Source organism: Streptomyces sp. ICC4 (genome assembly GCF_003287915.1).
In the GTDB taxonomy this organism is placed as follows: domain Bacteria; phylum Actinomycetota; class Actinomycetes; order Streptomycetales; family Streptomycetaceae; genus Streptomyces; species Streptomyces tritrimontium.
Genome location: NZ_CP030286.1, coordinates 1,142,051 through 1,166,398 on the forward strand (window position 1 = coordinate 1,142,051; position 24,348 = coordinate 1,166,398).

Annotated in this window: 21 protein-coding genes and 2 pseudogenes; 8 read left to right on the top strand and 15 right to left on the bottom strand. The window is 72.8% G+C overall.

Going from position 1 to position 24,348, the window contains the following annotated elements; translation table 11 throughout:
• Window positions 1-11 precede the first annotated feature (11 nt).
• Complete coding sequence (locus DRB89_RS05250; protein ID WP_112446949.1) at window positions 12-824, top strand: HEAT repeat domain-containing protein; 813 nt, start codon at window positions 12-14, stop codon at window positions 822-824.
• Window positions 825-828: 4 nt separating this feature from the next.
• On the opposite strand, the gene DRB89_RS05255 is transcribed toward DRB89_RS05250, so the two are convergent.
• The gene (locus tag DRB89_RS05255; protein ID WP_112446951.1) at window positions 829-1,272 is read right to left on the bottom strand and encodes a hypothetical protein; all 444 of its coding nucleotides are present in this window, start codon (window positions 1,270-1,272) and stop codon (window positions 829-831) included.
• A gap of 169 nt (window positions 1,273-1,441) precedes the next feature.
• On the opposite strand from DRB89_RS05255, the gene DRB89_RS05260 reads away from it, so the two are divergent.
• On the top strand, window positions 1,442-2,005 hold the full coding sequence (locus DRB89_RS05260) for a chitin binding peritrophin-A domain-containing protein (RefSeq protein ID WP_162688474.1): 564 nt from the start codon (window positions 1,442-1,444) through the stop codon (window positions 2,003-2,005).
• A gap of 74 nt (window positions 2,006-2,079) precedes the next feature.
• Here DRB89_RS05260 and DRB89_RS05265 read toward each other — a convergent pair whose 3' ends face one another.
• Window positions 2,080-2,655, bottom strand: coding sequence for a histidine phosphatase family protein (locus tag DRB89_RS05265; RefSeq protein WP_112446955.1), 576 nt, complete (start codon window positions 2,653-2,655; stop codon window positions 2,080-2,082).
• Window positions 2,656-2,686: 31 nt separating this feature from the next.
• The gene (locus tag DRB89_RS05270) at window positions 2,687-4,144 is read right to left on the bottom strand and encodes a PLP-dependent aminotransferase family protein (protein ID WP_112446957.1); all 1,458 of its coding nucleotides are present in this window, start codon (window positions 4,142-4,144) and stop codon (window positions 2,687-2,689) included.
• Between DRB89_RS05270 and DRB89_RS05275 the strand changes: the two genes are divergently transcribed.
• Both DRB89_RS05275 and DRB89_RS05280 read left to right on the top strand, forming a co-directional pair.
• Entirely contained in the window at window positions 4,143-5,090 is a 948-nt protein-coding gene (locus tag DRB89_RS05275; RefSeq protein WP_112446959.1) for a DMT family transporter, read from the top strand. The genes DRB89_RS05270 and DRB89_RS05275 overlap by 2 nt on opposite strands.
• 54 nt (window positions 5,091-5,144) lie before the next feature.
• A complete protein-coding gene (locus DRB89_RS05280) occupies window positions 5,145-5,342 on the top strand; it encodes a DUF1918 domain-containing protein (RefSeq protein WP_112446961.1) in 198 nt (65 codons plus the stop codon).
• Between the two features lie 19 nt (window positions 5,343-5,361).
• Here the strand turns inward: DRB89_RS05280 and DRB89_RS05285 are convergent, their stop codons facing one another.
• Entirely contained in the window at window positions 5,362-6,609 is a 1,248-nt protein-coding gene (locus DRB89_RS05285; RefSeq protein WP_112446963.1) for a family 10 glycosylhydrolase, read from the bottom strand.
• A gap of 151 nt (window positions 6,610-6,760) precedes the next feature.
• Between DRB89_RS05285 and DRB89_RS05290 the strand changes: the two genes are divergently transcribed.
• The gene (locus tag DRB89_RS05290; RefSeq protein WP_112446966.1) at window positions 6,761-7,657 is read left to right on the top strand and encodes a 3-hydroxybutyryl-CoA dehydrogenase; all 897 of its coding nucleotides are present in this window, start codon (window positions 6,761-6,763) and stop codon (window positions 7,655-7,657) included.
• A 12-nt stretch (window positions 7,658-7,669) separates the two neighbouring features.
• Here DRB89_RS05290 and DRB89_RS05295 read toward each other — a convergent pair whose 3' ends face one another.
• The 9 genes from DRB89_RS05295 to infC form a co-directional block, all read right to left on the bottom strand.
• Window positions 7,670-8,200, bottom strand: a complete 531-nt coding sequence (locus tag DRB89_RS05295) for an NUDIX domain-containing protein (RefSeq protein WP_112446968.1) — start codon at window positions 8,198-8,200, stop codon at window positions 7,670-7,672.
• A gap of 54 nt (window positions 8,201-8,254) precedes the next feature.
• The gene (locus DRB89_RS05300) at window positions 8,255-9,604 is read right to left on the bottom strand and encodes a transcriptional regulator (protein ID WP_112446970.1); all 1,350 of its coding nucleotides are present in this window, start codon (window positions 9,602-9,604) and stop codon (window positions 8,255-8,257) included.
• 434 nt (window positions 9,605-10,038) lie between these two features.
• Window positions 10,039-12,582: a phenylalanine--tRNA ligase subunit beta gene (gene pheT, locus DRB89_RS05305; RefSeq protein WP_112446972.1), complete on the bottom strand. Its 2,544-nt coding sequence runs from the start codon at window positions 12,580-12,582 to the stop codon at window positions 10,039-10,041.
• Window positions 12,582-13,709 (bottom strand): phenylalanine--tRNA ligase subunit alpha, encoded by a 1,128-nt coding sequence (gene pheS / locus DRB89_RS05310; protein WP_112446974.1) that lies wholly within the window; start codon window positions 13,707-13,709, stop codon window positions 12,582-12,584. The genes pheT and pheS overlap by 1 nt, the downstream gene beginning before the upstream one ends.
• Window positions 13,710-13,860: 151 nt before the next feature.
• Window positions 13,861-15,159 (bottom strand): ATP-binding protein, encoded by a 1,299-nt coding sequence (locus tag DRB89_RS05315; protein ID WP_112446976.1) that lies wholly within the window; start codon window positions 15,157-15,159, stop codon window positions 13,861-13,863.
• Between the two features lie 55 nt (window positions 15,160-15,214).
• Window positions 15,215-16,075 carry an RNA methyltransferase gene (locus tag DRB89_RS05320; protein ID WP_112446978.1) on the bottom strand — a complete coding sequence of 287 codons (861 nt, stop codon included), beginning with the start codon at window positions 16,073-16,075 and terminating at the stop codon, window positions 15,215-15,217.
• Between the two features lie 117 nt (window positions 16,076-16,192).
• Window positions 16,193-16,579: a 50S ribosomal protein L20 gene (rplT, locus tag DRB89_RS05325; protein ID WP_112446980.1), complete on the bottom strand. Its 387-nt coding sequence runs from the start codon at window positions 16,577-16,579 to the stop codon at window positions 16,193-16,195.
• A gap of 103 nt (window positions 16,580-16,682) precedes the next feature.
• Window positions 16,683-16,877: a 50S ribosomal protein L35 gene (rpmI, locus tag DRB89_RS05330; RefSeq protein ID WP_112446982.1), complete on the bottom strand. Its 195-nt coding sequence runs from the start codon at window positions 16,875-16,877 to the stop codon at window positions 16,683-16,685.
• Between the two features lie 103 nt (window positions 16,878-16,980).
• Window positions 16,981-17,757 carry a translation initiation factor IF-3 gene (gene infC, locus DRB89_RS05335; protein WP_112446984.1) on the bottom strand — a complete coding sequence of 259 codons (777 nt, stop codon included), beginning with the start codon at window positions 17,755-17,757 and terminating at the stop codon, window positions 16,981-16,983.
• A 323-nt stretch (window positions 17,758-18,080) separates the two neighbouring features.
• Here infC and DRB89_RS05340 point away from each other — a divergent pair, with 323 nt between their 5' ends.
• Window positions 18,081-18,461, top strand: coding sequence for a DUF1844 domain-containing protein (locus tag DRB89_RS05340; protein ID WP_112446986.1), 381 nt, complete (start codon window positions 18,081-18,083; stop codon window positions 18,459-18,461).
• A 119-nt stretch (window positions 18,462-18,580) separates the two neighbouring features.
• On the opposite strand, the gene DRB89_RS05345 is transcribed toward DRB89_RS05340, so the two are convergent.
• Both DRB89_RS05345 and mycP read right to left on the bottom strand, forming a co-directional pair.
• Window positions 18,581-19,321 carry an SseB family protein gene (locus DRB89_RS05345; RefSeq protein ID WP_112446988.1) on the bottom strand — a complete coding sequence of 247 codons (741 nt, stop codon included), beginning with the start codon at window positions 19,319-19,321 and terminating at the stop codon, window positions 18,581-18,583.
• 2 nt (window positions 19,322-19,323) lie between these two features.
• Window positions 19,324-20,412: pseudogene (gene mycP, locus DRB89_RS05350) on the bottom strand (type VII secretion-associated serine protease mycosin); the annotation flags it as partial.
• Window positions 20,413-20,451: 39 nt separating this feature from the next.
• Here mycP and DRB89_RS05355 point away from each other — a divergent pair.
• Both DRB89_RS05355 and DRB89_RS05360 read left to right on the top strand, forming a co-directional pair.
• Window positions 20,452-20,835: pseudogene (locus DRB89_RS05355) on the top strand (ATP/GTP-binding protein); the annotation flags it as partial.
• Between the two features lie 306 nt (window positions 20,836-21,141).
• Window positions 21,142-24,345, top strand: coding sequence for a nitrate- and nitrite sensing domain-containing protein (locus DRB89_RS05360; RefSeq protein WP_112446993.1), 3,204 nt, complete (start codon window positions 21,142-21,144; stop codon window positions 24,343-24,345).
• The last annotated feature ends 3 nt before the right edge of the window (window positions 24,346-24,348 follow it).

Sequence of the window (24,348 nt, forward strand, 5' to 3'; positions counted from 1 at the left end):
TCCCGGTCGCCGTGGAGCGTGCGGACGCCGGGATCGGGGCCCTCGTGCGGCTGCTGGACTCGGACACGGGCGAAGAGGCCGAGGACGCCCAGCACGCGCTGATCCGCCTCGGTCCGCGCGTCCTTGACCAGGTGATCGCGGCCGTGCCGGGCCTGGGCGCCTTCGGGCAGCTCTGCGCCGTCGACGTCTTCAACGCGCTGAAGGACCCCCGGCCGGGCGAGGTCCTGACCGGCCTGCTGGACAGCACGGACTCCACCGTCCGGCAGTGGGCCGCCGAGTCCCTCGGCGAGCTCGGGATCCGGGCGGCCGTGCCGCGCCTGCTGGCCCTGTACGCGTCCCTCCTCGGCACCGGGGTCGATCCCTTGGAGTGCGAGGGCGAGGCGGTGCGCTGGGCGCTCACCGAGCTCGGCGGCCGCCGGGAGGTGCTGCCGCCCCGCGCCGGCGCCCTGGCCCGACGGTACGAGGCCTTGCAGGGCGGCCGGGCCTGGCCGGTGGCCGACCTGGCCGAGGCGGTCTCGGACCTGGCCGGTCACGGTCAGGCGGTGTACGGCTTCGGCCTCTTGCGGATCGGAGCCGAGCGGCGGGCCTCCCACGCGGGCGGGGGCATCGACTGGGCGTCCGAGGTCGACTGGGGCGCGCCGTGGCCCGAGCTCGTGGCGGCCTGCCGCGAGTGGGCCCTGCTGGCCGCCGAGGCCGCCGGCCCCGGGCCCGGGTCCGGCTCCGCGCCCGGCTCCGCGCCCGGCTCCGCGCCCGGCTCCGCGCCCGGCTCCGGACTCGTCGCGCGGATCGACTGGGTCGACGCCTCGGACGTGCGCGCTCCGTAGGAACTCATCGGGCGAGGACCACCACGACGCACCCGTGGATCAGCGCCGACACCGCGATCAGCAGGCACGCGACACCCGTCGCGAACGATGCGCCGATCCGGTGGCGGGTGGGGTCCGCGAAGACGGCGAGCGGCAGGACCAGGGCCGGGAACAGGAAGATGAAGAACCCGTCGTAGAAGCCGAAGAAGGCGGTCGGCAGGAGCAGGCACCCGGCGATCGCGCAGGCCGCCCCGAAGGCCGCCCGGTGGCCCCGGAAGGCCAGCGGGGCGGCGGCCAGCAGGGCGGCGGCGAAGAAGGCGAGGGCCGGCAGGCCGTGCGCGAGCATCAGCAGCCCGGGCACCGGCGGCAGCGCGCACGCGGCCGCCGCGATCTTGGTCTGCCACGCATGGGCCGCCCCTGCCGTCCGAACCCCTGCCGTCCGAACCTCCGCCGCCTCGACGTGCGCCATGACCGTTCCCCCGAACCCGAAGCCATATTGAACGCGTTCAACATAGCGGCATTCGCACTCACGAGCGGCGCCCGGGGGTCATTGCGTCCGTCACACACCCATCCCTATAGTCACTTCGTATTCATTTCGTCACACTGAGTGAACAACTGAACTGGGGGCAAGGGTGTTGTTGCGCATCGGCAAGGGACTCGCCGCACTGGCCGCGGGGGCGGTCGTCGCCCTCGGCACGGGGGCGGGGCCCGCCACCGCCGCCGAGGGCTCGTGCGCCGGCGGCGCCACCGGGCGGCTGCCGAGGGTGCAGGACCAGCGGTTCTACGTGCAGTGCGGAGGCGGGATCGCCACGGTGACGGCCTGTCCCCCGGGGCAGGTCTACGCCCCGGCGCTCCAGGTCTGCGACCTGCCCGGGCAGGTCCGGCCCGCCGTGGCCACCCTCGCGACGGCCGGTCCGGCGAAGCTGAACGGGCTGCTGTTCGGCGTCAAGAACCTCAGCACCACCGTGCGGATCGCGGACGCCCCGGCCGGGCTGGACGGCGTACCGGTCACCTTCACCACCCTCGGCGGCCGGATCCTGTGCACCGCCGTCACCGACCAGTTCGGTGCCGCCCGCTGCGACACCCCGGCCCGGCTGACGATCCCGCTCGACGAGATCCTGCGCGGCTACCGGGCGAACTACGCGGGCATCGCGGGGATCTACCTCCCCTCCGCCGCGACCGCCCCCGTCTCGCTCCTCTGAGCCGGCCTCGGCCCCGCCCGCCGCGTCCAAGACCAGCGGGTGCCGGACCGGGGTCTGAGGGCCCCTCAACGGGTTTACGCCGGCGCCTGGAGGGAGAGGTGCCAGCGGCGCGGCCAGCCCGCCAGGGTGACCGTGGACAGGGGGCGGACGTCCACGTTCCAGTAGGTCAGCGGCGGCACGTTCAGGGCGTACACGAGTGCCGCGCGGACCACCGAAGGCTCCGCCACCGCCACGATCGCTCCCCCGTCGTCCGCCGGCCGGGTGTCCAGCCAGCCGCCGATCCGGGCGATGAACGCCAGCAGCGACTCCCCGCCGTGCGGCGCGGCGCGGGGATCGGCGAGCCAGAGGTCCACGGCCGCCGGCTCGCGGGCCGCCACCTCCGCCAGGGTCAGCCCGCGCCAGCGGCCCATGTCGCACTCCCGCAGCGCGGGCTGGGCCATCGGCGCGTAGCCGAGGGCCGCGCCGGTGGCCCGGCTGCGCGAGGTCGGCGAACAGTAGCGGAGCTCGGCCGAGCCCAGGGGCACGAGCCCGCGCGCGGCGGACTCCACCGCGCGCCAGCCGTCCACGTCGATGGGGCGGTCGTCGTCGAAGCGCTCGGCGAGCAGCGAGGTACTACGGGCTGCTGCGACTAGCGAAACCCGAACATGCATGCGGCGATGGTGATCCGCGTGTCGCACGGGGTCAAGCGTCTGAACGAAGCCCGCCGTCGGCCGCGCCCCCCGAGGCGGCCCGCAGCCGCCGGACGGCCTCGGTCAGCTCGCCCGCGCCGCCGACCCCGGCAAAGCTCAGCCGGACGAACGGACCGGGCGGTTCCGCGCAGAAGTACGGCCGCCCGGGCGCGACGGCGACCCCGGCGCGCAGGGCGGCCGCCACGAAGGCCACGTCGTCCCCGCCCCCGCCGGGCCGGGCCCACAGCTGGTATCCGCCGCGCGGAAGGTGCGGCACCTCCAGTGAGGGCAGCTCCCGCCGCAGCGCCCCCGCGAGGACGTCGCGGCGGTGGCGCAGCTCGGCGGCGACGGTCTTCAGGTGGCGCGGCCAGGCGGGTGCGCCGACCAGTTCGAGGGCCGCCTCCTGGAGCGGCCGCGGCACGAAGAAGCTGTCCACGACCTGGATGGCGCGCAGCCGGTCCAGGACCGGCCCGCGGGCGGCCAGCGCGCCCACCCGCAGGCTGGGCGAGGTGACCTTGGTCAGCGACCGCACGTGCACGACCACCCCGTCGCGGTCCTCGGAGGCGAGCGTCGCGGGCAGCGGGCCGGCGTCCTCGTGGGCGAGGGCGCGCGCGTAGTCGTCCTCCACCACGAACGCCCCGGCGGCGCGCGCGATCCGCAGCACCTCGGCGCGGCGCTCGTCGGACAGCACCGACCCGGTCGGGTTCTGGAACAGCGGCTGGCATACGAACACCCGCGCCCCGGTGGCTTCGAAGGCCTCGGCCAGCAGCTCCGGTCGGACCCCGTCCGCGTCGACCGGGACGGGGACGGGCCGGCACCCGGAGGCGCGGGCGATGGCCAGCAGCCCGGGGTAGGTCGGGGATTCGACGAGGATCGGCGCCCCGGGCGGGGCGAGCGCCCGCAGGGCGGTGGTGAGCGCGCTCTGGCCGCCGGCGGTGACCATGACGTCGGCGGCCCCGACTGCTCCGCCGATCTCCCGGGCGAACCAGTCCCGCAGCTCCGGCAGCCCCTCCACGGGCGGGCGCCCCCACACCCCGGGCCGCCGCCCGGCGCGGGCGAGGGCGGCGGCCATGGCCCGCTCCGGCTGGAGCACGGGGTGCAGGTAGCCGCTGTGGAGTTCGATGACCCCGGCCGGCGGGGCCGCGAGGGTGACCAGCACCCCGGAGGCGTCGACGGAGCGCGGGACGATGTCGCCGGCCCCCTCCGCACTGAGGGCGACGGCCTGCCAGGAGGTGTCGCCCGGCTCGGGGGCCTGCGCACGGGGCCGCGCGCGGAAGACGCCCGCTCCGGGGCGGGTGAGTACGAGCCCCTCGGCGGCCAGCTGGGCGAGGGCCCGGGAGACGGTGACGGGGCTGACGCGGAAGCGTTCGACCAAGGCCCGACTGGACGGCAGCTTTCCACCCATCGGGTAGCGGTTGAGCTCGGACCTCAGGGATTCCGCCAGTTCCGCCACACTGCTACGCTCGTACATGACAGCAAAGAATAGCGCTACCCTCCCCGCCGCGATAGCAGTTCGGGACACGGAGCAGGGCCCGGCGCGAGGCGCCGCGCGCGTGCGGCGGTTCGGCGGGGGCACCGCCCTCGCCTCCACCGGTGTCGTCGCCTTCTCGCTGACCTTCCCCGCCACCGCCTGGGGCCTGGAGAGCTTCGGCCCCTGGTCGCTCTTCGCCCTGCGCTGCGTCCTCGCGGGCCTGACCGCGGGCACCTGCTTGCTCGCCGGGCGCGTACCGCTCCCCGACCGCGCGCACTGGCCGGGCCTGCTCGTCGTCGCGGGCGGTGTCGTCATCGGCTTCCCGCTGCTGACCACCCTGGCGCTGCGGACCTCCACCACCTCCCACGCCGCCGTCGTGGTCGGCCTGCTGCCGCTGACCACCGCCGTCGTGTCATCGCTGCGCACCGGCGCCCGGCCGCCGCGCCGGTTCTGGGCGGCGGCCGTCGCCGGGGCCGTCATCGTCCTCGGCTTCACCCTGGCCCAGAGCGGCGGCGCCCTCTCCTTCGGCGACGCCCTGCTGTTCGCCGCCCTGCTGGTGTGCGCGGCCGGGTATACCGAGGGCGGGCGCCTGGCCCGGGTGCTGCCCGGCTGGCAGGTGATCGGCTGGGCCCTGGTGCTGTGCCTGCCGATCGGCCTGGCCGGCTCCGCGATCGGGCTCGCGCACGAGCCCGTCCACCTCACCGCGCACGGGCTGGCCGGGCTGGTCTGGGTGGCCGTCGGCTCCACCTTCCTCGGCCTCTACGTCTGGTACCGGGGCATGGCGGAGATCGGGGCGGCCCGCGCGAGCCAGCTCCAGCTCGCGCAGCCGCTGCTGACCCTGGTGTGGTCGGTGGCGCTGCTCGGCGAGCACCTGTCCCCCGCCGCGCCCGTCGCCGCCGGCGCGGTCCTCGTCTGCATCGCCGTGACCCAACGGGTCAAACAGTGAGGGAACGACCTAAACTGCTAGCACCGGATCGGACCGCCACCGAGGAGGTCAGCTATGCGCGCGACCGAGGGCGACCAGCTGGTTCAGCACGGGAGGATCGTGGGCCAGCACGACAAGGTCGGTGAGATCACCCAGGTGCTCGGAGAGAACGGCACCCCTCCCTACCGGGTCCGCTTCAACGACGGACACGAGGCCGTCATGTCCCCCGGGCCCGACTGCGTGGTCAAGCACCCGGACGGACACGAGCAGTGAACCGGCGCGGCCCGTCGGCTCAACGCGGCGGAGCCGCGGCCGGGTAGTGGTCGGCCACCACCCTGGCCATCGCCCCGTTGGGGTCCGCGGCCACCTGCTTCGCCGAGAAGTAGACGTGGCCGCGGACCTCCGGGTATCCGCGGGCGAAGCGCACGTGCCGCGACAGCTCCCGGGGATCGCGCCACGCGGCGGTCGGGCTTTGCCCGTCGCAACGGTAGAGCGCCTCCCCCACGTAGAGCCGTACGCCGGTGCCCGCGACGGTCCGGGCCCACCAGGGGACGATGTCGGCGTAGTCCGCGGTCGGATGGCCCAGCTGCCAGTAGGCCTGCGGCGCGATGTAGTCGATCCAGCCCTCGCGCACCCACTTGCGGGTGTCCGCGTACAGGTCGTCGTACGTGGCGACGCCCGCCTGCGTCGGCGAACCGAGCGGGTCCCGGTCGGAGTTTCGCCACACCGCGAAGGGGCTGATGCCGAAGCGGACCGCCGGGCGCAGCGCCCGCAGCCGCCCGGACATCTCGTGGACCAGGGTGTCGGTGTTGTGGCGGCGCCAGTCCGCGCGGGTCGCGAAGGAGCCGCCGTACTCCTCGTAGGCGTCGTCGTCGTCGAAGTCCTCGCCCTCGACGGGGTACGGGTAGAAGTAGTCGTCCCAGTGGACCCCGTCGAGGGGATAGCGGGCGACGGCGTCGAGCATGGCCTCCTGCACGAAGCGCCGCACCTCCGGCAGCCCGGGGTTGTAGTACAGCTTGCCGCCGTACGCGACGGTCCAGCCCCGGTTCCGGCGGGCCGGGTGCTCGGGGACGAGCAGGCTCCGGTCGGTGTGGTTGGCCACCCGGTACGGGTTGAACCAGGCGTGCAGCTCCAGCCCCCGGGCGTGCGCTTCGGCGACGGCCGTGCCGAGCGGGTCCCAGCCGGGGTCGACGCCCTGCTCCCCGGTGAGCCACTGGGACCACGGCTCGCGCGCCGAGGGCCACATCACGTCGGCGGTGGGCCGGACCTGGAGGATCACCGCGTTGAGGCGCCGGGCGACGGCGGTGTCGAGGAGCCCGATCAGCTCGGCGCGCTGCTCGGCGGCGGACAGCCCGCTCTCCGAGGGCCAGTCCACGTTCTGCACGGAGGCGACCCACATTCCGCGGAAGTCCGCGGCGACCGCCTTCGGCGCCCGGGGCTCCCGCCCCGGCCGGACCGCCTTCGCGGGGGCCGCCGTCGCCGCGGCGGCCAGCACCCCCGCCGCCGCGGCCAGCACTCCGCGCCTGCCGATGTACGCCATGCGACGACTCCGTTCCGCTCCGTGACATTGCCGCGTGTCCGCCCAGCATGCCCGCCCCGGCCCGACACGCCGGGCAAGGACGGGGGTAACGTCGGGGGGCGTGGCGGGCGCCGGAACGCAGTTACCACTGCACGAGTACGGGGGACCCGCGATGGAGAGCAGCGAAAGGCACGATGTGACGGACCTCCCAGACGACATCGCACGCGTCGGCGTAGTGGGCTGTGGCCAGATGGGCGCGGGCATCGCGGAGGTGTTCGCCCGCAGCGGTCTCGAGGTGATGGTCGCCGAGACCACCGGCGAGGCCCTCGAACTCGGGCGGACCCGCCTGCACACCTCGCTGACGCGAGCCGCCGAACGCGGCAAGATCAGCGAGGAGGAGCGGGACGCGACCCTGGCCCGCCTGTCGTTCACCACCGACCTGGGCGAGTTCGCCGACCGCGACCTGGTCATCGAGGCCGTCGTCGAGAACGAGCAGGTCAAGACGGAGATCTTCCAGGTCCTCGACCAGGTGATCACCCGCCCGGACGCGATCCTCGCCTCCAACACCTCCTCGATCCCGCTGGTCAAGCTGGCCGTCGCCACCTCGCGGCCCGACCAGGTCATCGGCATCCACTTCTTCAACCCGGCCCCGGTGCAGCAGCTCGTCGAGCTGATCCCGGCGCTGACCACCAGCGACGAGACGATCAAGCGGGCCGAGGCCCTGGTCGGGGGCGCGCTGGGCAAGCACGCGATCCGCGCCCAGGACCGTTCCGGCTTCGTCGTGAACGCGCTCCTCATCCCGTACCTGCTGTCCGCGATCCGGATGTTCGAGTCGGGCATCGCGAGCCGCGAGGACATCGACAACGGCATGGAGCTGGGCTGCGCCCACCCGATGGGCCCGCTGAAGCTCGCGGACCTCATCGGTCTGGACACGGTGGCCTCGGTGGCCGACTCGATGTACGCGGAGTTCAAGGAGCCCCTGTACGCGGCTCCCCCGCTGCTCCAGCGGATGGTCGACGCCGGCCGCCTCGGCCGCAAGACCGGCTCGGGCTTCTACCCGTACGCCTGACCGCCCGCGGGCTCAGCCGAGCCGCAGGTGGTGCAACAGCAGCAGCCCGGCCGCCATGTTGGCGGCCGGGACCTCGCCGCGCGCGATCATGTCGGGCACCAGCTTGAGCGGTACCCACTCGCGGCGCGAGGACTCGAAATCGTCCTCGGGGTGGCCGGTGTAGGTGGCCCCGTCCGCCCAGTAGAGGTGGTGGCGGGCGTCGGTCAGCCCGTTGGACGGCTCGACGGTCATCAGATGGTGCAGGGGTCCGGGCCGCCAGCCCGACTCCTCCTCCATCTCCCGGGCGGCGGCGGCCTCCAGCGACTCGCCGTCCTCGACGACCCCGGCGGGCAGCTCCCAGCCCCAGCTGTCGGTGATGAAGCGGTGGCGCCACAGCAGCAGCACCTCATTGGCCCCGTTGACGGCCGTGGCGACGGCCACCGGGCGCAGCCGGATCACGAAGTGGTCCAGGTGCCGGCCGTCGGGGAGCTCCACGTCGGCGAGATTCACGTCGAACCAACGGTTCGCGTACACAGTCTGCTCACTCAAGTTCGTCCACTGCACGGTTGTGCCACCTTCCGATCGAGTAGGTGGCAAACATGGCAGCAGTTCAAGCCGTCACAGGGGAACGCGCAGCGCCCCGTCGATGAGCTCCGCGGTCTCCTCCGCGCCCGAACAACCGCTGGTCAGCAGTTGTTCGCGGACCGTCCGGAGCCGGTCGCGCAACCGCAGCGACTCCATCCCCCTGGCCCGCTCGGCCATTTCGGCCGCCGCCGCCACCGCCTGGTCGGCCTGGCCCTGGCGCAGCTGGATCTCGCACAGCATCGCGAGGCGGTGCACCCGGCCCCGGTCGTGCGCGGGGGTGCCGACGGCGGCCGCGGCCTGTTCGTGGGCCGCCCGCAGGTCCCCCAGACCGAGCAGCGCCTCGGCCACCTGTACGTTCACCAGCCCGGGCTGTACGTACCCCGTCTCGTCCGGCTCCGTGCCGGGCCGGATCCGGTCGGCGGCCGCCTCGGCCTTGCGGATGCAGGCCAACGCGGCCCGGGTGTCGCCGAGTTGGGCGTAGGCCTTGGCCTGCATGGCGTACAGGTCGGCGGCCAGCGCCGGGGTCGTGTGGCGGCCCGCGGCGCGCAGGGCCGCCTCGGCGAAGGCCACGGCCTGGCGGAACTCCCGCAGGTGCAGGCACTGGTTGACGATCAGCGCGATCACGTAGGCCCCCAGCCCCCGGTCCCCGCTCGCCTTGGCCAGGCGCAGGGCCTGGTGGAAGTAGCGCTGGGCCAGCCCGTGCGCGTCCGAGTCGTACGCGCAGATCCCCGCCACCGCCACCAGGGAGCCGCCGGCCCGGTACAGGCTGCGGCCGAGTCCGTCGGAGTAGCTCCCGCGCAGCATCGGGGCGGTCTCGGTGCCGAGGAAGCGCACGATCCGGTCGCGGGTGGCCACGCCGCCGGCCCGCCGGTACATCAGCTCGTAGTGCGCGCGGGCGGCCCGCAGGATCTCGATGTGCTCGGGGCCGACACGGGTCGGGCCGTCGCGGGAGACGTCCGCGTCCTCCGGCGGGTTCTCCCACTCCCACACCGGGATCACGGCCGGCGTGCCGGTCAGGGCGTCGGCGGCGAGGCACTGGCGGCCGTGGTCGTCGGAGCGCCACAGGGCGGCGGCGCGGTCGACGAAGCCGCTGAGCGGGACCGTGCCGCCACAACGACCCGGGTCGGTGCTCTGCCCCGGCAGCCCGAAGCCCGCGTCGTCGAGGGACAGCGAGCGCCGCAGCCGGCCACCGATCACCTCGCAGATCAGGTCCGGGACCTGGCCGCGGGGGCGCTGGCCCTTCAACCACCGGGCCACGGCGGTGTGTTCGTAGCGCAGGGCGAGTCCGCGGGTACGGCCCGCCTGGTTCACGTGTGCGGCGAGTCCTGCGTGGGACATGCCCGCCTCGGCGAGGAGGGCATCGAGCAGGGCATTGGGCTGCATGGGCCGCTCCAAGGGCTCGTCGGACTCAGGCTAGTGGGTGCGGGGTTCACACGGGGTGTGAACGCCGTACGCGCATAAATGCGATACGCACCCTGCCGCCGGGGGCCCCGCGAGCGCTTCACTTAAGGGCCTCGCCAAGAGGTGACAAGGGTCGTCGGCTCCCCCTCGTACAGTGCGACGACCCGTCAACCGCGCCGCCCGTCCTGTTGTCTGCCCGACACTCCACGGCAGGCGGGCGGCGCGCTTCGGCTCCGCCGGGGCCTGGTTGGTCGCCGGGTCCCGGCCGAGCCGGACCGAACGCGCGCCGGGCCCACCCACCGGGCCCGGCCCGCGTGGTCCCCCTTCCCGAAACGCGTCAAGCGCCGGCGGAGCTGGATTTTCCAGCCCGCCGGCGCTTGACGCGCGGGTCCGGGCAGAGCCCGGGGAACGCGGGGTTACGCTCCGCGCAGCACCGCGCCGGTGCGCTCTCCGGCCAGGGCGACGGCCGCGTCGCGGGCCGCCGTCGACTCCTCGGCCGTCAGCGTGCGGTCCGCCGCACGGAAGCGCAGCGCGTACGCCAGGGACTTCTTGCCCTCGCCCACCTGCTCGCCCTCGAAGACGTCGAACAGCCTCAGCGACTCCAGCAGTTCGCCCGCGCCCTTGCGCAGCGCGTCCTCCACCGAAGACGCCGGGACCGACGCGTCGACGATCAGCGCCACGTCCTGGGTCGCCACCGGGAAGGAGGAGATCCGGGGCGCCTGGAGCGCCTCGCCGCCGGCCGCCGCGAGGCGGTCGAGGTCGATCTCCATCGCGCTGGTGCGGGCCGGCAGGCCCATCGCCTTGACCACGCGCGGGTGCAGCTCACCGGCGTGGCCGATGACCGTCTCCACCCCGTCGAGGGTGACGAGCAGCTCGGCGCAGCGGCCCGGGTGCCAGGGGCCGTACTGGCCCTGGCGCACCACGAGGTCCGCACCGGCCTCGACGGCCAGCGAGCGCGCGGCCTGCACCGCGTCCGCCCAGTCGGCCGGGCGGCCCTTGCCCCACCAGCCGGCCTGCTCGCGGGCTCCGGCCAGCACGACCGCGGCGTAGCGCGGCTGTGCGGGCAGGGCCGCGTTCAGGGTGGCGATCTCCTCGTTCGTGGGACGCCGGTCGACGGGCAGCCGTACGGCGACACCCGGCTGCGCGGCGGCCCGGAACACCGAGCCGGTCTCGAAGAGCGCGAGGTCGTGGCTGCCCCGGCTGTCGTTGCGGCGCAGCGCGCCGAGCAGACCCGGCAGCAGCGTGGTGCGCAGCGCCGGCTCCTCGTCGGAGATCGGGTTGACCAGCTTGACGACCTGGCGGGAGGCGTCGTGCGCGGGCAGCTGGAGCTGGTCGAAGACGCCCTCGCCCAGGAACGGGTAGCTGAGCGCCTCGACGTAGCCCGCACCGGCCAGCGCGCGGCCGACCCGGCGGTGCAGCTGCTGCCGGGCGGTCAGACCGCGGCCGGACGGCACCTGCGGGAGGGTGGAGGGAAGGTTTCCGTAGCCCTCCAGCCGGATGACCTCTTCGGCGAGATCGTTGGGCTCGGCGAGGTCGGGCCGCCACGAGGGGACGGTGACGACGAGCTCGTCCTGGCCGTAGACGTCGCAGCCGACCTCCTGGAGGCGGCGTACGACGGTCTCGCGGCCGTAGTCCATGCCCGCGACCTTGTCGGGGTGGTCCGCACTCATCGCGATGGTGCGCGGGGCACCGGGGGCGGTGAGCTCGGTGACGCCGGCCTCGGCGGTGCCGCCGGCGAGCAGCACCAGCAGGTCCACGGTCCGCTGCGCGGCCGCGGCCGCGGCCTGCGGGTCGACGCCGCGCTCGAAGCGCTTGGACGCCTCGGAGGACAGCTTCAGGCGGCGGGCGGTGCGCGAGATCGACACGGAGTCGAAGTGCGCGGCCTCGACGACCACGTCGGTGGTGCCGGTGACCGCGCCGGTCGCCCCGGAAGGATCGAAAGGCGTCGTGACGGAGTCGGCGATCTCGGTGTCGGCGCCGCCCATGACACCGGCGAGCCCGATCGGGCCGCTGTTGTCGGTGATCACCAGATCCTCGGAGTCGAGCGTGCGCTTGACCCCGTCGAGGGTGGTGAGCTTCTCGCCCTGCTCGGCGCGGCGGACGCCGATGGCGCCGTCGATCCGCGAGCGGTCGTAGGCGTGCAGCGGCTGGCCGAGTTCGAGCATCACGTAGTTGGTGATGTCGACGGCGAGCGAGATCGGGCGCATGCCCGCCTTCTGCAGGCGCCGGGTGAGCCAGATCGGGGAGCGCGCCTCGGGGTCGAGGCCGGTCACCGTGCGGGCGGTGAAGCGGTCGCAGCCCTGCGGGTCGTCGATCTTGACGGCGTAGCCGTACGAGTTCGGCGCGGGTACGTCGAGCAGCGCCGGGTCGCGCAGCGGCAGGCCGTACGCGGTGGCGGCCTCGCGGGCCACACCGCGCATGGACATGCAGTAGCCGCGGTCCGGGGTGATGTCGATGTCGAGGACCTCGTCGACGAGCTCCAGGAGCTTGATCGCGTCGGTGCCGACCTCGTGCTCGTGCGGCAGCACGATGATGCCGTGCGTGCCGTCGTCGCCCATGCCCAGCTCGTCGCCGGAGCAGATCATGCCGTGCGAGGTGCGGCCGTACGTCTCGCGCGCGGCGATCGCGAAGTCGCCGGGCAGCACCGCGCCGGGCAGGACCACGACGACCTTGTCGCCGACGGAGAAGTTCCGGGCGCCGCAGACGATCTCCTGCGGCTCACCGGTGCCGTTGGCGGCGCCGACGTCCACGGTGCAGAAGCGGATCGGCTTGCGGAAGCCTTCGAGCTCCTCGATGGTTCGCACCTGGCCGACGACGAGCGGGCCCTTGAGGCCGCCGCCGAGCTGCTCGACGGTCTCGACCTCGAGGCCGGCGTCGACGAGCTTGGCCGCGACGTCGCGACCGGTTTCACCGGCGGGGAGGTCGACGTACTCCCGCAGCCAAGAAAGCGGGACCCGCATCAGATCTCCATCCCGAACGGCCGGGTGAAACGGACGTCACCCTCGACCATGTCTCGCATGTCTTCTACGTTGTGGCGGAACATCAGCATCCGCTCGATGCCGAAGCCGAAGGCGAACCCGCTGTACTTCTCCGGGTCCACGCCGCAGGCGGTCAGCACCTTGGGGTTGACCATGCCGCAGCCGCCGAGCTCGATCCAGCCCTCGCTGGAGCAGGTGCGGCACGGGCGGTCGGGGTTGCCCACCGACTCGCCGCGGCACACGTAGCACTGCATGTCCATCTCGGCGGACGGCTCGGTGAAGGGGAAGAAGTGCGGGCGCAGGCGCGTGGTGGTGCCCTCGCCGAACAGCTCCTGGACCATGTGGTCCATGGTGCCCTTGAGGTCCGCCATGGTCAGGCCCTCGTCCACGGCGAGCAGCTCGACCTGGTGGAAGACCGGGGTGTGCGTCGCGTCGAGCTCGTCGGTGCGGTAGACCCGCCCCGGGCACACGATGTAGACGGGGGGCTTGCGCTCCAGCAGTGAGCGCGCCTGCACCGGTGAGGTGTGGGTGCGCAGCACGACGCCGGACTCGTCGCCCTCGGTGCCTGCCGGCCCCCGGACGAAGAAGGTGTCCTGCATCTGGCGCGCCGGGTGGTCGGGCGTGAAGTTGAGGGCGTCGAAGTTGAACCACTCCGCCTCGACCTCGGGGCCCTCCGCGACCTCGTACCCCATGGCCACGAAGATGTCCGCGATGCGGTCCATCAGCGTGGTCAGGGGGTGCCGGGCGCCGGCGGGCACGCGGTCGTGGAGCAGCGTGACGTCCACCGCCTCCTCGACCAGCACGCGCTCGTCGCGCTCGGCTTCGAGGGCGACCGTGCGGGCCCCGAAGGCCTTGTTCACGGCGCCGCGGGCCTGACCCACGAGCTTGCCCGCCGTGGCCTTGGCCTGGGGGGGCAGCGCGCCGATCTCGCGGTTGGCGAGCGCCAGGGGCGAGCGGTCGCCCATGTGCGCGGTCTTCGCCTCGCGAAGTTCGTCGAGGTCGCCGGCGGCGGCGAAGGCGGCGAGCGCCTCGTCCCGCATGCGCTCGATCTCATCCGGTTTCAGTGCCTCGACCTCAACAGGGTCGTACGACTTGTTCGGTGCCGACATCTCTTCCCGTACTTCCGATGGCTGGCTGGTGGGTCCCCCGCGCGACGCGCAGGACGCGCTCGGCACAAGGACACAAGGGTGCCAAAGGTCGAGTCTAAAGGTCGCCGGGGGTGAAGGAGCCCGTGGCCGCCTGGCGAGACGCTCCGCAGGACTACTGCGTGAGGTACGCCGGGGCTGCGACGGGCAGGATAAATCGGAACTCGGCGCCGCCTCCGGGGCCGCGGCCGACCGCGATGGTGCCGCCGTGGGCTTCCACGATTCCCTTGACGATGTACAGGCCGAGGCCGGTGCCGCCGCGCTTGCTGCCCCGCCAGAAGCGGGTGAAGACGCGGCCCATCGACTCTTCGGGGATTCCGGGGCCCTCGTCGGTCACGGTGACGGCGGTTCCCTTCTCGGTCTTCCCCGCTGCGTTCGCGAAGCTGGTCGGCGTTACGTCGATGGTGACCGTTCCCTCGCCGTGCCGCACCGCATTTTCGAGCAGGTTGCCGAGGATCTGGTCAATTTTGTCCGGGTCCGCCCACAGATCGGGCAGCGGCCGGCTCACGCTGACGAGGAAGCGCTCGGGGGCCTGCCCGTTCGCGGTCAGCGCCTGCACGTGGCGGCCCACGGCGGTGGCCATGTCGACCGGCTGGCGGCGCACCTCGAGGCGGCCCGAGTCGATGCGCGAGATGTCCAGGAGCTCAGTGATGAGCCGGGTGACGCGGTTGGCGTCGGCGTCGACGGTCTCCAGCATCAGGCGCTTCTGGTCGTCGGTGAACCGCTCCCACTTGGCGAGCAGGGTCGCCGTGAACCCCTTGACGGAGGTCAGCGGGGAGCGCAGCTCGTGCGCGACGGTGGCGATCAGCTCGGCGTGGCTGCGTTCGGTGCGCCGGCGGGCCTCGGTGCCCCGCAGGGTGACCACGAGGCGGCGCAGCGGGCCGGTGGGGTGGGTGCGCACGTAGCGGGCGGAGACGAGCACCTCGCGGCCGCCGGGGAGCAGGAGGTTGCGCTCGGGCTGTCCGCGCCGGGTGGCGAGGCCGCCGTAGGGGTCGGTCAGCGCCCACCAGCGGCGCCCCTCGAGGTCCTCCAGCGGCAGCGCGCGCTCGATCCCCTCGCCGAGCGCCTCGCACGCCACGCGGGCGGTGATCCGGGCGGCGGCGGAGTTGAAGCAGATGACCCGGCCGGTGGCGTCGGCGATCACGAGCCCGTCGGGCAGGTCGTCGGGGTCGATCCCGAGGCCGGCGAACTCCGTGTGCGGATCGGCCGGGGTCCCGGGTCCTACGGGGCTCACGTGCGCGGGCCGGGCGTGGATGGCAGCGGTGGTGGCGGTTGCGGCCTGGACGGCGGCGGCCCGGGCGGACGCGGGCTGCGCGGGCACCTTGCCGGTCCCGGCCCGCTGGGGCGCGGTCGCCGGGATGGGTGCGCCGGCCGCCTCGGCGGCTGCCGGCGAGCTGTTCGTACCGACGGTCATGTCCCCGTACCCCACATCTCCGAGTAGCGCAGTGGGCCCCCGGGCGGCCACATTACTAGCTGGGGGTCACGGAGCGGCACCCTCCGGGCGCCCGCTGTGCACGCGCGGAGGCGTAGAGGCACACGGCGGCGGCCGTCGCGAGGTTCAGGCTCTCGGCCTTTCCGTGGATCGGGACCCGGACCACGGCGTCGGCGAGCGCCCTCGTCTCCTCGGGCAGGCCCCAGGCCTCGTTGCCGAAGATCCAGGCCGAGGGGGTGCCCATGGTGCCCGCGTCCAGCTCGGCGTCGAGGTCGTCCTCGCCGGCCCCGTCGGCGGCCAGGATCCGCACGCCGGCCGCGCGCAGCCCCTCGACGGCCTGCTCGACGGGCACGCCGACGGCCACCGGGAGGTGGAAGAGGGAGCCCACGGAGGCCCGTACCGACTTGGGGTTGTAGAGGTCCACCGAGGCGTCGGTCAGCACCACGGCGTCGGCTCCGGCGGCGTCCGCGCAGCGCAGCACCGTACCGGCGTTGCCGGGGTCGCGGACGTGCGCGAGGACGGCGACGAGCTTGGGCCGGGCCGCCAGGATCTCCTCGAAGGGGGAGTCGAGGAAGTGGCAGACGCCGACCAGGCCCTGCGGGGTGACCGTCTGCGAGACCTCGGCGAGCACCTCGTCGGAGGCGTAGTGGACACGGACGCCGGCGGTGTAGGCGGCGTCGACGATGTCGGCGTAGCGCTCGGCCGCGTCGACGCTCGCGAAGAGCTCGATCAGGGTCGGTTCGCCGCCGGCGCCGCGGTGCTCCACGGCCTCGCGCACGGCCTGCGGGCCCTCGGCGAGGAAGCGGCGCTCCTTGGTGCGGAAGTTGCGCCGCGCCAGTCGCCTGGCGGCGGCCACCCGCGTGGATCGGGGGGAGATCAGCTCGGCGGGGGTGCCCATGGCGGTCGGCTCGCTTCCGTACGTACAGCGGGTGGAACTCGTTGGTGAACGCACCGGACCCGCAGGCGCGTGGCCTGCGGGTCCGGGCAAGATACTGCAGCCTTGAGGGCGTGCTGCTTAGGCAGCGACCTTCGGGGCGTTGACGTCGGCCGGGAGGGCCTTCTGCGCGACCTCGACCAGCGCGGCGAACGCGTTGGGGTCGTTGACGGCCAGCTCGGCGAGGATCTTGCGGTCCACCTCGATGTTGGCGGCGTTCAGACCCTGGATGAGGCGGTTGTACGTCATGCCGTTCTGGCGGGCAGCGGCGTTGATGCGCTGGATCCAGAGGCGGCGGAAGTCGCCCTTGCGCTTCTTGCGGTCGTTGAAGTTGTAGACCAGGGAGTGGGTGACCTGCTCCTTGGCCTTGCGGTACAGGCGCGAACGCTGACCGCGGTAACCCTTCGCAGCCTCGAGGATTGCCCGACGCTTCTTGTGCGCGTTTACTGCCCGCTTGACGCGTGCCACTGTGTACTCCTTGTAGCGGGGCCGTGGAAGTCCTCACACGGCCCGAATTCGATGGGGTCCCGGTCTTGACGTGCTCCCGCTCCCGGAAGGGGAGCGGAGGACGTCACTTGCCGAGAAGCTTCTTGATCTTCTTGGCGTCGCCGGGGGCCATCTCCGCGGTGCCGGTCAGGCGGCGGGTGACACGGGACGACTTGTGCTCGAGCAGGTGGCGCTTGCCGGCGCGCTCACGGAGCACCTTGCCGGTGCCGGTGATCTTGAAGCGCTTCTTGGTCCCGGAGTGCGTCTTGTTCTTCGGCATGGCGCCGTTATCTCCTCGTCGGTGGCGCCCCCACCGGCCCTGGTGGGGGCCGGCTCGCGGGAGCGTCATGTTGTGTGGTGACCCGAGGCGGGCTGCCTCGGGATCAGGCCTGGGTAGGAGCCTCGGGAGAGGCCTCTGCCTCTTCGGGGGCAGCCTCGGCCGCTTCGGTCGCCTCGCCGGAAGCGTCCTCCGCGACCTCGGTGACCTCGGTGGCCGCGATGTCGGCGTCCTCGGCCTCGAACTCGGCGTCCTCGATGAGGGCCTCGTCGTCGGTCAGGGAGTAGCCCTGGCGCTCGGCCTTGCGGGCGGCCTGCGCCTCGCGGGCTTCGGCCATCGCCTCGGTCTTCTTCTTGTGCGGACCGAGAACCATGATCATGTTTCGGCCGTCCTGCTTCGGGTTCGACTCGATGAACCCCAGGTCCTCGACGTCGGCCGCGAGGCGCTGGAGCAGTCGGAAGCCGAGCTCCGGACGGGACTGCTCACGACCACGGAACATGATCGTGATCTTGACCTTGTCGCCCTGCTTGAGGAACCGAACGACGTGACCCTTCTTGGTGTCATAGTCGTGCGGGTCGATCTTCGGCCGGAGCTTCATTTCCTTGATGACCGTGTGCGCCTGGTTCTTGCGCGCCTCACGGGCCTTCATGGCCGACTCGTACTTGAACTTGCCGTAGTCCATGAGCTTGCAGACCGGCGGGCGTGCGGACGCCGCGACCTCGACCAGGTCGAGGTCGTACTCCTGCGCGAGCTCAAGCGCCTTCGCAAGCGGCACGATGCCGACCTGCTCGCCGCTCGGGCCGACGAGTCGTACCTCGGGAACGCGAATCCGGTCGTTGATGCGGGGCTCGGTGCTGATGGATCCTCCTAGGTAGCACCACACGGCTGCCTGGAGGACAGCCGCTGACGTTGTTTCCGTCAGACCGACCGCGGCGGAGAATGAAAAAAGCCCCGCCGGGCACAGGCGGGGGCTCCAATACAACCGGAGCACCGTCGCGTGCGAACCGCGGGGCGCAAAATCGGGCGGCTTTCCATCGTCCGTACGGAACGATGGATACCGCCTGACCGGTGACCCGCCTCCCGTGAGGGCGGCTGGGTGGGAGAATCGGAGCCTCCACTTGTGGCCGGGCACATAGGTGTCCGGCCGGTCGAAGTACATACTAGCACCCGCGTTGCAAGCCCGCCGCACGGCATATCGTGGGGCACATGACTGACGCGACGCCCCCCGGTTCCACTCCCGCTTCCCCGGCCGCTCCCGACTACGACGACATGACCCGCGACATCGCGGACGTGCCCGCCGTCGAGGTCATCACCACGGTGGCCGTCCACCTGCTGAGCGCGGCGGCGGTCAACCTGGGCCTGGACAAGCCCGATTCCGAGTACAAGGACCTCGACGAGGCCCGCAAGCTGATCACCGCCCTCGCCGGCCTGGTCACCGCGAGCGCCACCGAGATCAGCTCCTTCCACGCGGCCCCGCTGCGCGACGGCCTGAAGTCCCTCCAGCTCGCCTTCCGCGAGGCCTCGCTGGTGCAGGACGAGCCGGGCCAGGGCCCGGGCGAGAAGTTCACCGGCCCCGTGTACGCGTAGCCGCGACGGCGGAACGAGGAGAGGACCCGACCGGAACGTGCCGGTCGGGTCCTCTTTTCCGTTTCTGCGTCGCGTTCCGCGTCGCGTGCTCCGTCGCCTTCTGCGTCGCGGGGCGGGGTTCAGCGCGTGAAGAGGGGCTCGCCGGGCGGCGCCGGGGCCCCTTCCGGGAGCAGCGCCAGGTCCAGTCCGCCCACGAGGCGTGCGCGCAGGGTCTCGTCGGCCGCGAGGGCCTCGGCCACCCGCCGGGCCGCCGCCTGGGCCTGCGGGCCGACGGCCAGCACGATCGCCAGGGTGCCGTCCGCGTCCGCGCCGCCCGGGCCCAGGTGGGCCGCGAGCACCGCGGGCTCGGCGGCCACGACGGCCCGTACCGCCTCGCGCACGGCTGGGTCCGCGAGCGGCCCGGCGTCCGTGCGGCCTTCGGCGAGCGCGCGCAGGGCGGGGCCGGTGAGCTGGTAGGTGACCGGACCGGACAGGTCCAGGACGAGCGTGTCGGCCTTCTCGTGGGCGGCTGCGGCCAGGGCCTGGTGCAGCGGGACCGCCACCGGGCGGGCGGCCGGGTCCCAGAGGGCCAGCGAGGCGATCGAGGTGAAGGCGGGCAGTGCCCGCCGGTCCCCCGCCCGCAGGGTGGGGACGGCCATGTCGCTGGTCTTCTCGCGCTTGAGGCCGGTCTCGGGGTCGGTCTCGACCTCGCCGAGGACGGCGACGACGGGCACCAGCAGGCGGGCGTCCTTGAGGGCGGCCAGCACCTGGGGCTCCTTGCCTCTGTCCTCGGCCCAGGCGGCCAGGGCCGCGCTCAGCCGGGGATCGGCGGAGCCGTCGTCGTCGGAGAAACCGGGGTCGGGAATGTTCTTGTTCGCCACAGTTACCCGACCCTATCGGGCCGCGCGGCCCGGGGCCGCCGCGCCAGTACGCCGGCCAGTACGAGGAGCGCCAGTCCGGCGGCCGCGCCGGCCGGGGCGCCGAGGCGGGCCCCGCGCTCGGGGCGGCGCACCGGCTCGGGGCCGGGGCCGAAGTAGGTGCTCCCGGCGGCCGCCGGCGAGGGCCGCGGGGGCTCGGCGGTCATCGCGTCGGCGACCTGCAGGGCGGCGACCGGATCGACGAGGCCGAAGCCGCGGGCGTCGTCGCGGCCGCCCGCGGGCGCGTCGGAGGCGGTGTCCTCCAGCAGCTTCTTGATCTGCGCCGGGGACAGGTCGGGGTGGGCGGACTTGACCAGGGCGACCGCGCCGGAGACGAAGGCGGAGGCCGCGCTCGTGCCCCAGCCCTCGTAGTAGGAGCGGTCCGGGTCGGCGATGACGATGTCGACGCCGGGGGCGCTGACGGTGGCGTACCAGTTGCGGGTGGAGAAGGCGGCCTTCCTGCCCTTGCGGTCGACGGCCGTGACGGCGATGACTCCGGGGTAGGCGGCCGGGTAGGAGGCGCGGTCGCCCTGTTCGCCCCCGTTGCCCGCGGAGGCCACGACGACGACGCCCTTGGCGAGGGCGTACTGGACGGCCTCGTCCTCGGCGGCCTCGTGGTGCGCGGAGCTGCTGTCGTCGCCCAGCGAGAGGTTGATCACGTCGGCGCCGTTGTCGGCGGCCCAGCGGATGCCCTCGGCCAGCGCGCCGCCCTTGCTGTCGCGGGCCTTGCTCCGGCCGGGGTCGCCCTCCTCCAGGATCACCCGGACCGGGAGGATCTCCGCCTGCGGCGCGAGGCCGAGGACACCCTGGCGGCGGTCCGGGCCGTGGCCGTGCCCGGCGATGATCCCGGCCATGGCGGTGCCGTGCCGGGCCCAGGCGCGGTCGCCCCGGCCGGCGCCCATGCCGACGAGGTCCGTGCCCTCCAGGACGTGGCCGGCCAGGTCGGGGTGGGCCGAGTCGACCCCGGTGTCCAGGACGGCGACGGTGACGCCGTCACCGCGGGTGGTGCCCCAGGCCTCGTCGGCGCGCAGGGCCGCCAGCCCCCACTGGCGGGCGCTGTCTCTTTTTCACAACTGAAGCTGCCACCGAACCCCACCACGGTCGCCATGGACTTCGGCCGCATCACCCTGGACCAGGACCTGATCCTGTACCTCTTCGGTACCCCCGGTCAGGACCGCTTCTGGTTCATGTGGGACGACCTGGTGCGCGGCGCGATCGGGGCGATCGTCCTGGTCGACACGCGGCGCCTGGCCGACTGCTTCCCCGCCGTCGACTACTTCGAGAACAGCGGCCTGCCGTTCGTCGTGGCGCTCAACGGCTTCGAGGGGCACCAGCCGTACACCCCGGAGGAAGTCCGCGAGGCCCTGCAGATCGGCCCCGACGCCCCCATCATCACCACCGACGCCCGCCACCGCGGAGACGCCAAGAGCGCGCTCATCACGCTCGTCGAGCACGCCCTCATGGCGCGGCTCAAGTAATACTCCGCGCAAAAAGAGTTCCACCGGCTGATTTTGGGGGGCGGGCTGTGTCATACGACACGGCCCGCCCCCTTCGTTCATAACGTTTCGAAGGAGAATTCCCGGAAGTTGGCGACACGGTGCGTTCGTCCGGTCTCGCTGCGCTCACAACTGGCCCCACTTTTGCCGCAGGACGCTCTTTATGTCCGTTTTATGTGGGGCATAAGGCTCTAGGAACGGCCGATTTCAACTGTTTGGAACACGGCCGTTAACCGTGCTGGAATTCAACGAACTAGCTAGTAGCACCGCCGAGAGGTTGTTGGTCGAGTGAGGCGAAGCAACTCGAGCCCCGCGGATGAACCCGCGCGCGGCAACTTCACCCCGCCGCCGCGCGCGGCCGCGTCCCCCATCGACGTACCCGTGGACGCGCCCACGAGCGGCGGCAGCACCAGCAGGTTCTCGCCGCGCAACTGGCGCGTGCCGACCCGTCTGAACGCCATCCTGCTCGTGCCCGTCCTCGTCGGACTGGTCATGGGCGGCTTCCAGGTGAAGGGGTCCATCGACACCTGGGACGAGGCCAAGAACGCCGAGAAGACGGCCCGCATCGTCCAGGCCGCCGCCGAGTACGGCCAGGCCCTCCTCAACGAGCGCGACCTGACGGCCGACCCGCTGCTGCGGGGCCAGCGGGAGTCCGACCCGGTCATGAAGGCGTACGCCGCCACCGACTCGGCCAAGGCGAAGTTCGCCCAGGCCGTCAAGGACATGCCCGAGGGCCAGGGCATGGAGCGCCGCCTCGAACTCTTCCGCCAGGAGGAGCCCAAGCTGGAGCAGGTCCGCAAGACGGCCTACCTCCCGCAGATCGAGACGGCGAAGAAGGCCCTGCCCAAGGCGGCCGGCCCGATCCCGACCGAAGAGGGGTACGTGCTGGTCCAGCACTACCTCATGCAGTTCTCCAACGAGCTGGGCCTCGGCACCGGCAACGTGACCTCGTACGGCCGCATGGTCTACGCGCTCGAGCTGTCCAAGGCCGCGAACTCGCTGCAGCGCTCGGTCGGCACGCACCTGCTGGTGCGGCCCAACACGAACGAGGAAATCCGCAAGGCACAGCTGGTCGCCTTCTCCTCGTACGCGTACCTCGAGGAGATAGCCATCGGCGAGTACGTCGCCGCCGGCACCGAAGAGGACGTGCAGCGCCTCAAGGACGTCATGGGCAAGCAGTCCGCGGCGGGCGCCACCAAGCTCGCGGCCGCCAAGCAGGCGGCGGAGCAGGCCGGCACCCCCTTCAAGGCCCCGCCCGTGGTCAACGACTCCGCGCTCACCGGCATGACCGAGGCGATCGCCAGCGGCGAGCGCAAGGAAGTCCTCGCCGCGAACGGCACCACCGCCGTGGCCTGGCAGGCCGCCGCGACCGCCAAGTTCGACGGCTACGCCGAGGTCGAGAGGGAACTCCTCGACAAGGCCGTCAAGGACGCCGTCACCGTCTCCGACGAGGCCCGCAACGACGCGATCATCACCGGCGCCATCGTGGTCGTCGCCCTGCTCGCCGCCTTCATCCTGGCCGGCATGATGGCCCGCCAGATGGGCCGCGCGATGCGCAAGCTGCGCAGTGCCGCCTTCGACGTCGCCGAGCAGCGGCTGCCGATGCTGGTCGACCAGCTCTCGCGCACCGACCCGGGCAAGGTCGACACCCGCGTGGTGCCGATCCCGATCGACTCCCAGGACGAGATCGGCGAGGTCGCCCGCGCCTTCGACCAGGTCCACCGGGAGGCCGTCCGGCTCGCCGCCGAGCAGGCGCTCCTGCGGGGCAACGTCAACGCGATCTTCACGAACCTCTCCATGCGCAACCAGTCGCTGATCGAGGGCCAGCTGACCCTCATCACCGAGCTGGAGAACAACGAGGCCGACCCGGACCAGCTGGAGAACCTCTTCCGCCTGGACCACCTGGCCACCCGTATGCGCCGCAACGGCGAGAACCTCCTCATCCTCGCGGGTGAGGAACCGGGCCGCCGCTGGGACCAGCCCGTCCCCCTCGTCGACGTCCTGCGCGCCGCCTCCTCCGAGGTGGAGCAGTACGAGCGCGTCGAGCTGTCGGGCGTCTCCGAGGCCGAGATCCACGGCCAGGCCGTGACCGACCTCGTGCACCTGCTCGCCGAGCTGCTGGAGAACGCCACCACGTTCTCCTCCCCGCAGACCAAGGTCCGGGTCAACGCGACGCGTCTGCCCGACGGCCGCGTGATGGTCGAGATCCACGACAAGGGAATCGGCCTCACCGCCGAGGACTTCGCGGACATCAACCACAAGCTGGCCAACCCGCCGACCGTGGACGCCGCGATCTCGCAGCGCATGGGCCTGTTCGTGGTCGGCCGGCTGGCCGACCGGCACGGCATCCGCGTCCAGCTGCGCCCCTCGGGCGAGGCGGCCGGCACCACCTCGCTGGTCATGCTCCCCGACGCGATCACCCACGGTGGCGGTGGCGAGGGCATCCCGGACGACGACTTCACGGTCTCCTCGATGATCCCGCAGCAGCAGGCCCAGCATGCCTCGCCGCAGCGCACGGCGGCCGAGCTCGGCTTCGACGACTCGCGCTACGAGGTCCACCGGGCCGACCGCCCGGGCCCCGACGAGTCCGCGCCCGACCCCCTGGGCCGCTCGCTGGGCCGCGAGGAGCGCCGCGCGGCTCTGGAGGCCCAGGTCGGCTACCCGCAGGCGCAGCCGGAGTACGGCGAGCCCGCGGCCGAGTATCCGGAACCCCAGCCGGAGCACGCGTACCAGCCGTACCAGGGCTACGAGCAGCAGCCCGCGCAGGGCTACGACCCCGGTTACGAGCCCGTCCAGAACGGGCAGGGATACGAGGCGTACCCCCAGCAGGAGTACGCCTATCCGGAAGCCGATTACACGGATCAGCGACAGGACCTCCCGGCGTACGACGGTGGGTACGCTTCCCCGTCCCCGCAGGCGGAGTGGCCCGAGCAGAACCCCTACTCGGGCTCCTACCAGCAGGATTACGGGACCGAATCGGAATCACCCGCCGCTCCCGAACCGCCCCGGGAACGCGTAGGCTTCGACAGTCCGGGCGCCGCTGCCGACGCCGGTCACCAGGTGACCGGAGCGGGCCTGCCGCGACGCGGCGGCCAGCAGCAGCAGCGGCCCGGGCAGCAGGAAGCGGAGTCCACCGGATCCCTCTTCGAACAGCGGCCGCAGCGTCAGCAGCGGCCCGTTGAACCGGAGCGGGCCCCGGAGGTACCGGAAGGTCCTGCCGACTGGCGCTCGAACAACGACGAGCGCTGGCAGCAGGCCTCCAAACTCCGCGAGCCGAAGGCGGGCGGGGTCACCCCGTCCGGTCTCCCTCGGCGAGTGCCCAAGGCCAACCTGGTCGAGGGTGCTGCGGAGACGACCCCGCAGGGCGGCCCCCAGGTCTCCCGGGCCCCCGAGGACGTCCGCGGCAGGTTGAGCAACCTGCGGCGCGGTGTCCAGCAGGGCCGCAACGCGGGATCCGAGCAGTCAAGTAACAGCTATGACCAGGAGCGTTAGTGT

What these genes read in the sequence shown, in the direction of transcription:
- pheT (WP_112446972.1), bottom strand. Translation starts at nt 12,582, where the DNA reads ATGCGGGTCCCGCTTTCTTGGCTGCGGGAGTACGTCGACCTCCCCGCC.
- pheS (WP_112446974.1), bottom strand. Translation starts at nt 13,709, where the DNA reads ATGTCGGCACCGAACAAGTCGTACGACCCTGTTGAGGTCGAGGCACTG.
- DRB89_RS05280 (WP_112446961.1), top strand. Translation starts at nt 5,145, where the DNA reads ATGCGCGCGACCGAGGGCGACCAGCTGGTTCAGCACGGGAGGATCGTG.
- DRB89_RS05340 (WP_112446986.1), top strand. Translation starts at nt 18,081, where the DNA reads ATGACTGACGCGACGCCCCCCGGTTCCACTCCCGCTTCCCCGGCCGCT.
- DRB89_RS05315 (WP_112446976.1), bottom strand. Translation starts at nt 15,159, where the DNA reads ATGACCGTCGGTACGAACAGCTCGCCGGCAGCCGCCGAGGCGGCCGGC.
- rpmI (WP_112446982.1), bottom strand. Translation starts at nt 16,877, where the DNA reads ATGCCGAAGAACAAGACGCACTCCGGGACCAAGAAGCGCTTCAAGATC.
- DRB89_RS05290 (WP_112446966.1), top strand. Translation starts at nt 6,761, where the DNA reads ATGGAGAGCAGCGAAAGGCACGATGTGACGGACCTCCCAGACGACATC.
- DRB89_RS05270 (WP_112446957.1), bottom strand. Translation starts at nt 4,144, where the DNA reads ATGTACGAGCGTAGCAGTGTGGCGGAACTGGCGGAATCCCTGAGGTCC.
- DRB89_RS05265 (WP_112446955.1), bottom strand. Translation starts at nt 2,655, where the DNA reads ATGCATGTTCGGGTTTCGCTAGTCGCAGCAGCCCGTAGTACCTCGCTG.
- DRB89_RS05320 (WP_112446978.1), bottom strand. Translation starts at nt 16,075, where the DNA reads ATGGGCACCCCCGCCGAGCTGATCTCCCCCCGATCCACGCGGGTGGCC.
- DRB89_RS05300 (WP_112446970.1), bottom strand. Translation starts at nt 9,604, where the DNA reads ATGCAGCCCAATGCCCTGCTCGATGCCCTCCTCGCCGAGGCGGGCATG.
- DRB89_RS05285 (WP_112446963.1), bottom strand. Translation starts at nt 6,609, where the DNA reads ATGGCGTACATCGGCAGGCGCGGAGTGCTGGCCGCGGCGGCGGGGGTG.
- DRB89_RS05275 (WP_112446959.1), top strand. Translation starts at nt 4,143, where the DNA reads ATGACAGCAAAGAATAGCGCTACCCTCCCCGCCGCGATAGCAGTTCGG.
- DRB89_RS05255 (WP_112446951.1), bottom strand. Translation starts at nt 1,272, where the DNA reads ATGGCGCACGTCGAGGCGGCGGAGGTTCGGACGGCAGGGGTTCGGACG.